Origin of the sequence: Pantoea sp. SIMBA_079 (assembly GCF_046940275.1) — a bacterium.
In the GTDB taxonomy this organism is placed as follows: Bacteria; Pseudomonadota; Gammaproteobacteria; order Enterobacterales; family Enterobacteriaceae; genus Pantoea; species Pantoea borealis.
In genome coordinates this window covers 1-271 of the sequence record NZ_JAWRYR010000318.1, presented here as the reverse complement: position 1 = coordinate 271, position 271 = coordinate 1, and the positions used below count along the sequence as shown (strand labels likewise).

Below are 271 nucleotides of genomic sequence, written 5' to 3'. Positions count from 1 at the left end.
AATATCAGCCTGATTTCGAATAATACCGATGGTCGATATGCAGATGATGCCGTGAAAGGGGACGGGAGCACCGTGACGGGCGTCGAAACCGGGGCCGGTCTCGGCGCGGTCGCAGGCGGCGGTGCCGGACTGCTGACGGGGCTTGGCCTTCTGTCCATTCCCGGCGTCGGCCCGGTCGTGGCAGGTGGCTGGCTGACCGCCACGCTGGTCGGGCTCGTTGGCGGCGCGACAGCCGGCGGCGTCGCAGGCGGTATCGTTGGCGCCCTCGTTG

The 271-nt window shown here is 67.9% G+C and carries 1 pseudogene; it reads left to right on the top strand.

Annotated features, from left to right (window positions below):
• Positions 1 to 72: 72 nt before the first annotated feature.
• Positions 73 to 271 (top strand): annotated as a pseudogene (locus SB719_RS20195) (hypothetical protein); the annotation flags it as partial.